This window comes from Microcystis sp. M083S1, assembly GCF_020246405.1.
Taxonomy (GTDB): Bacteria; Cyanobacteriota; Cyanobacteriia; order Cyanobacteriales; family Microcystaceae; genus Microcystis; species Microcystis aeruginosa_C.
The window spans coordinates 35,105-41,734 of sequence record NZ_JADBTB010000101.1 but is presented as its reverse complement, the minus strand read 5'-3'; the positions used below and the strand labels follow the sequence as shown (position 1 = coordinate 41,734).

General features: G+C 46.2%; 5 protein-coding genes. All 5 read right to left on the bottom strand.

The features are described 5' to 3' along the window. Positions 1-180: 180 nt before the first annotated feature. Positions 181-2,019, bottom strand: coding sequence for a molybdate ABC transporter permease subunit (gene modB / locus IM450_RS10355; protein ID WP_287667145.1), 1,839 nt, complete (start codon positions 2,017-2,019; stop codon positions 181-183). A 3-nt stretch (positions 2,020-2,022) separates the two neighbouring features. After that, positions 2,023-2,820 carry a molybdate ABC transporter substrate-binding protein gene (gene modA / locus IM450_RS10350; protein WP_287667142.1) on the bottom strand — a complete coding sequence of 266 codons (798 nt, stop codon included), beginning with the start codon at positions 2,818-2,820 and terminating at the stop codon, positions 2,023-2,025. 206 nt (positions 2,821-3,026) lie between these two features. Next, complete coding sequence (pyk, locus tag IM450_RS10345) at positions 3,027-4,448, bottom strand: pyruvate kinase (protein ID WP_287667140.1); 1,422 nt, start codon at positions 4,446-4,448, stop codon at positions 3,027-3,029. A 307-nt stretch (positions 4,449-4,755) separates the two neighbouring features. Continuing rightward, complete coding sequence (locus IM450_RS10340; protein WP_002800842.1) at positions 4,756-4,968, bottom strand: hypothetical protein; 213 nt, start codon at positions 4,966-4,968, stop codon at positions 4,756-4,758. A gap of 139 nt (positions 4,969-5,107) precedes the next feature. After that, a complete protein-coding gene (locus IM450_RS10335) occupies positions 5,108-6,391 on the bottom strand; it encodes a S8 family serine peptidase (RefSeq protein ID WP_287660412.1) in 1,284 nt (427 codons plus the stop codon). Positions 6,392-6,630 lie beyond the last annotated feature (239 nt).

Sequence of the window (6,630 nt, the reverse complement as noted above, 5' to 3'; positions counted from 1 at the left end):
TGTAATTCTTGGGCTGCCCATTTCTCCATTTTTTTGCTTACCTCCACCTTAATTCCTTCTTTCAAAACTATACCTATCAATCGTTTCCCCTTTTTTTAAGTTTCTTCTCTTTTTGTTAAGAAAGATCCGACTAATGGATAGTAAGGGGGGTGTTTGACAACTTAGCATCAAAATCTCTGTTTATTTTAATAATAATAAACGCTGGGGAGATAAAGTAACAGTCCAAGGCAAAGCTTGCTCCTTAATTTCTAACCATTTATCCTTATATAACTCTGCTTGGATATGAAAATCTCTGTCATGGTTGGAGGGTTGATTAAGTTTCAGATAGAGAGTCACCCGATGGGGTCCTTCAATGGCATTAGCCAACCAACAGGGAAAAGTATTAATATCGCTTAAATCTCGACCAAAAATAATTTGATGGGCGCGAATTCCCGTATAGGCTAAATAGTCGGGAATTCCGGGGATGGTGTGTAATTTAACATCCCAATCAATGGCCTCCAATTGTTGATTATTAATGATAATAGCACGGGAAAAATTTTTACAGCCAGTAATTTTTGCCAAACTAACGCTATCTGGTCGCTCAAAAATTTTCTGTTTAGAATTATTAGCAATTGCCCGCCCTTTTTCCATAACTAATAAATTCTCACATATTCGATAAGCTTCATCCATATTATGGGTAACAAAAATTGTCACGCCATCGTAATTACTTAAAGTTTTGATCATCTGACGTTCTAATTGAGCGCGTAGATGGGTATCAAGGGCAGAAAAAGGCTCATCTAATAATAAAGCTTCCGGATGACTAGCTAAAGCGCGAGCGATGGCGACCCGTTGCTGTTGTCCCCCCGATAATTGATGGGGATAACGGTTTTCCATGCCGGGTAACTGCACTAATTCCAATTGGTTGGCAATCTGCTGTTTAATAACTTTTTTAGATAAGTTTTTCGAGAGACCAAAAGCGATATTTTCTGCTACGGTGAGATGGGGAAAAAGGGCATAATTCTGCACCACAAAACCGATACGACGCTGACGACTGGGGAGATTAATTCCCTTTTCGGAATCGAAGAGAATGCGACCATTTAAGACAATACGGCCCCTTGAGGGCGTTTCTACCCCAGCCAGCGATCGCAAAATCAGGCTTTTTCCCGAACCCGAAGCCCCTAATAATCCTAGGGGCTGATTTTGGCAGTTAAAAGTGACCGAGAGGTTAAAACCGGGTAAATATTTCTCTATATCAACAAATAAGCCTATTTTATCCCTATAATGCTGATTTTCAGCTGCTAAAAGGGCAAAATCGCGACCCTCCCAGGGTGGCAGCCAGTCCTCCATCTCGTTAGGTTTGCTTTCTCCCGGTCGTCCTAATTGCTGTTTGCGTTGACTTTGCCAGAGATTAACGGCGATAATCCCCGATAGGGAGATTAACATGATAATAAACACCCATATCCAAGCCTCAGTCATCGCTCCTGCTTCCACAGCGAAGAAAATCGCCATCGGGATAGTTTGAGTTTGCCCCGGAATATTACCCGCTAACATCAAAGTCGCCCCAAATTCCCCCAAAGCGCGGGCAAAAGCTAGGGTTAATCCTGCTAATACTCCGGGGAAGGAGAGGGGCAAAAGTAGGCGCCAGAATATTTTCCCTTCCGATGCCCCTAGGGTGCGGGCAACCTGTAAAAGATTGGCATCCACCTGTTCAAAAGCCCCGAGGGTGGTTTTGTACATCAGGGGAAAAGCCACCACCGTCGCGGTGATGATGGCGGCATACCAAGTAAAAACGATGCGAAAGTTAAATAAGTCTAATAACTGTCCTAATGGTCCGTTTTTGCCGAATAGAAGGAGTAAAATGAAGCCTAGCACCGTCGGGGGCAAGATTAAGGGTGCGACGAAAACTGCCTCGATTAGGGATTTCCACCGTCCACGATAGCCTAACATCCAATAAGCGGCGGCAATACCGAGAAAAAAGATGATTATCAGGGCAATGGTGGCGGTTTTCAGGGATATCCATAGGGGGGAAAAGTCGGGCATTGTTTATCTGGCTATTCCGAAGCCGAATTTTTCAAAAATGTTTTTAGCGGCTGTCCTGGTGAGATATTGGGCGAAAGTCTTGGCAGCTTGCGGGTTTTTGCTGTCTTTAATCACAGCTATGGGATAAATAATCGGAGAATGGAGATTATTGGCAGCCGTAGCCACTACTTTTACCCGGTCGGAAATTTTGGCATCGGTGAGGTAAACAATGCCAGCATCGGCGTTACCAGTTTCTACGGCGGCGAGAACATTACGGACAGAGTTGGCAAAGACCAGTTTTGGTTTTATTTGCTCTAAAATGCCGATATTTTTCAGAACTTCTTCACTGTACTGACCGACGGGAACGCTGCGCGGTTCACCCACGGCAATTCTTTTGACATTACTGTTAGTCAGGGAACGAAAATCGCTGATTTTTAGGGCGGAATTCTTGGGAACGATTAAAACTAGGCGATTAGTGAGCAGGTTTCTTCTGGTAGTTGTATCGATTAAACCAGCTTTTGCTAAAGCGTCCATTTGCTTAGTGGCAGCCGAGAGGAAAACATCGGCCGGCGCACCTTGTGTAATTTGCTGTTGCAAAGCCCCCGACGCACCGAAGTTATAGTTAACTTTAATGTTGCCATGGGCTTTTTCAAACCCCGGCTTGATTTCTTCTAGGGCCTCTTTGAGACTAGCGGCGGCAGAAACTAGAATTGTCTGGGTTTGGGCGGTGGTGATAGTAGATGAAAAAAGGTTTATGCCCGCAGATAATAAGCAACTAAGGGCAATTGAGCCGATAAAAGCCAGAAAATATCGTCTTTTCATCAAGATTGATAGCAAGCGATCGATATTTATATTTCTATCACAACCAATCCACCGCCCAAAATCTGTATCTAGGGTTTGCGGCAAAAAGTTTTTCGTGGGGTGTGGGGAAGTGGGGTGTAGGGTGTGGGGTGTGGGGTGTGGGGAGAATAAATAGAAATAATCTCCTATCTCCTATCTCCTGTACCCTGACTCCTGAATCCTAGAACTTAGGGAATCGTGTGAATTTTGAGGAAATTGGTTCCTTTAGTTTTCTGCATGGGAATTCCCGCCATAATCAGGATTTTATCGCCCGATTGCGCTAGATTTTTCTGAAGCAGAATTGATTCGGTTTGCTTTAACACATCCTCAAAGACGGACACCTGATGATCGAGAAGAATCGGGATCACACCCCAGACTAGGTTGAGACGGTGATAGACTCGTTTATTGGGAGTCATAGCAATGACGGGAACCGAGGGACGTTCCTTAGAAGCCAGTAGCGAAGTGTAGCCAGAGGTGGTAAAAGTGACAATATAACGGAGATTAAGGGTTTGATCGATCGCCACTAAAGCCTCACTGAGAGCGTGAGTTTCATCGGACTGATTGGGGGGAACATTATCAAACTTCACATCCGCTTCCACATCATGGGCGATTTTGGCCAACATAGCCACCGCTTTGACGGGAAAATCTCCCACTGCTGATTCCCCCGATAACATCACCGCATCGGTTCCATCGATAATGGCATTAGCCACATCACTGGCCTCGGCCCGAGTCGGTCGGGGATTGTGAATCATGCTTTCTAACATCTGGGTGGCAGTGATGACGGGAATAGTTTTCATGTTGCAGAGTTTGATAATGCGTTTTTGCAACATGGGGACTTTTTCGGGACTTAACTCTACCCCCAAATCGCCCCGGGCCACCATAATGCCGTCACATTCCTCGATAATTGACTCTAAATTTTCGATCGCTTGCGGTTTTTCAATTTTAGCTATCACTGGCACATCCGCGTGATTTCTCTCGGCTAAAAATGCCTTAATCGCCTTGATATCTTCTCCTTTACGAACAAAACTGAGGGAAACCCAATCAACCCCCTGAGAAAGACCAAATTCTAGGTCTTGTTTGTCTTTTTCGGTCATGGAAGGTAAGCGCAAATTGAGACGGGGTAGATTAACTCCCTTGCGACTTTTGAGAATTCCTCCCTCCAATACTTGACATTTTAGGTCTTTTCCGTTAATTTCAACGATTTTTAGCTCTAATAAGCCATCATCGAGGAGAATTTGCTCACCTAGCTGTGCTTCCTCGGCCAGATAGGGATAATCGATCGAAACCGTGTTCGCTTCTCCCCGATACTCATCCATGGGTACAAGGGTGAGATAATCGCCGTCGTTGATGGTAATGGAACCATTGGGGAGATTACCGACGCGAATTTTCGGCCCTTGTAAATCTTGCAGGAGAGTGATAGGATTGTCTAATTCTTGAGAAATTTGCCGTAAAAGGCTAACAACTCTCGCATGATCTTCGTAGCTACCGTGGGAAAAGTTTAGCCGCGCTACATTCATCCCCGCACCGATCATCTGCTTGAGGACTTCTGGCGAATTACTGGCAGGGCCGATCGTGGCTACGATCTTAGTTCTATGGTTAATAATTGACATGGAACCCTTACTGATCGATCTTGGGACGATTACATGATATTCAATTTAGGTTAACTAAAAGTGAAGCGGAAAACAAATTAAGCTTTTCCACAGAGTTGCAATCGCTCCCGGTCCACTGCTTCACCGTCAGGAGTCAGTGATCAGTGATCAGATTTGAGTTTTCAATACTATTAAGTGGCAAGTTGGGAGCTTTCTTTTCACTGATTACTGTTTACTGGACGGCTACGCCGTGCCTTTGGCAACACAGCAAAAAAGCTCCAGCGCTCCCCTGGAGTCTTAACGAGTAATTTTTTAGATAGTCAACAGCTTATATCGCCCGCATTTCCTTATCTTCCTCCACATCGAGAACTCCAGGCACTGCCTTTAAAGAGGGGATCAGCGATCGAGGGGCTGAACCGGTAATAATGCCGGAAACCGATAAGATATTATCTACTGTCATACCCAGAAATTGTAAATTATTGGCCACTGTCTGAATATCGGCTAAATGCTGTTCATCGATCGTCACGATAATCTGTTCCATGGCTATTAATGAAAGTAAAAAGATGAGCAGGAGTCAGGAGATGGGAGCGGGGAAGTGGGGAGCAGGGGAAGTGGGGAGAATAAATAAAAATAATCTCCTAACTCCTAACTCCTAACTCCTGACTCCTCAATACTGACTGCTAAGGCGCTTGGACCAGTCCACTACCCACATCAACGGTGGGAATGGACAGTCGCAAGGCTTTCGAGGTGAGTAACTGCCAGAGTTGCGCCCCGCGCACTCCCGAAGCTTGAGCGTGGAGAGCAGCAATCCCGGCCACATGAGGGGTAGCCATGCTAGTGCCGTTAAAAACGTCGTAACGTCGGGGCATCGGTACAGAAGAATAGATCGCCACCCCGGGGCCGGCGATATCTACGTTAGCACCTTGGGCAGTACCAGAACCACAGGAAAAAGAGGCTAATCGCAGATTACTATTGATCGCCGCCACGGCCATAATTGAGGGACTATTAGCCGGTTGACCCACAGTACCGGGCCGGTGATTGCCGGCCGCCGCGATAATCAAACAACCATTTTGCAGAGCGCGACGACCGATAGTTTCGTAGGCAGTGGAAGGAGTTGGAACTGTATTGCCCAAGGACATAGAAATCACCGCACAGCGACTGGCGATCGCCCATTCCATGCCGGCGAGAATCCAACTTTGGGAGCCACTGCCAGCATTACTGAGAACTTTGCCCGCATAAATGGTGGCTTCGTAGGCGACCCCGTAGCGGCGACCGTTGACATCTTTAAATCCGCAAGCGGTGCCGATACAGTGAGTGCCGTGACCTTGACCATCCTGCACCGCTTCTCCTGGTACAAAAGACTTACTTTGGATCGATCGCCCAAAAAAGTCGGGATGCTTTAAATCCATACCCGTATCTAGTACAGCCACATTAATGCCGCGACCAGTGCGACCAAGGGAATTGATTACTTTCGTGGCTTTTAATCCCCAAGTGGATTGGGCATCATCGAGAAAGGCTAGGGCTGCGAGATCCTTATCTCCCAGCTCTTTTTTAGCCTTAGACTGTTCATAAAAAAGATGATTGACGGCATCGCGATAACCCTTGAGGTATTCCGAGGATAAACCCTCCTCGATTGCATAGTAAATTCGTTCGGGTTCGATCGCTAAAATTGCCGAACTTTCCCCCGCTATGTTCATGACACCGCTCAAGGCTAAGTCATCCAGGGAAACCACTGCCACCCCCAAAGTCGGAAAGGTTCCCCCTCCCGCCGCATCTAGTTCTGAACTGTCCATGGCCGAATCGGCAAAGTCCCGGGCATCGGGCAAGGCAGATATCCCCGCCACATCTCGCAGGGCGGCGATTCCTTCCGGGGTTGCTCCATCTTGGAAAGTAACAATATATCGCCCCGTGGTTTCTTCATTTGAGGCGGTACTGGGGATGGGAAAACTCGCTTGTCCAGACATAAAAAATACCTCCAAAAAATGGATATTTTAGCTAATACAATCGCGGAAAAATGGCTTAACCACCAGCCTTTTTATCGAAGATTTTTCAATCATCAACCACTGGTCTAACCATCCTTTAATTGTTCAGGATGGTTCGGCAAAAGATGAGTCAGTTAATTACCCACCCTCAAAATGTTCACGGTTTGGGAAACCATTTTCCTAAGTTCACTTCGGTCTCTAAGTGCCGTTATTTCTGGACT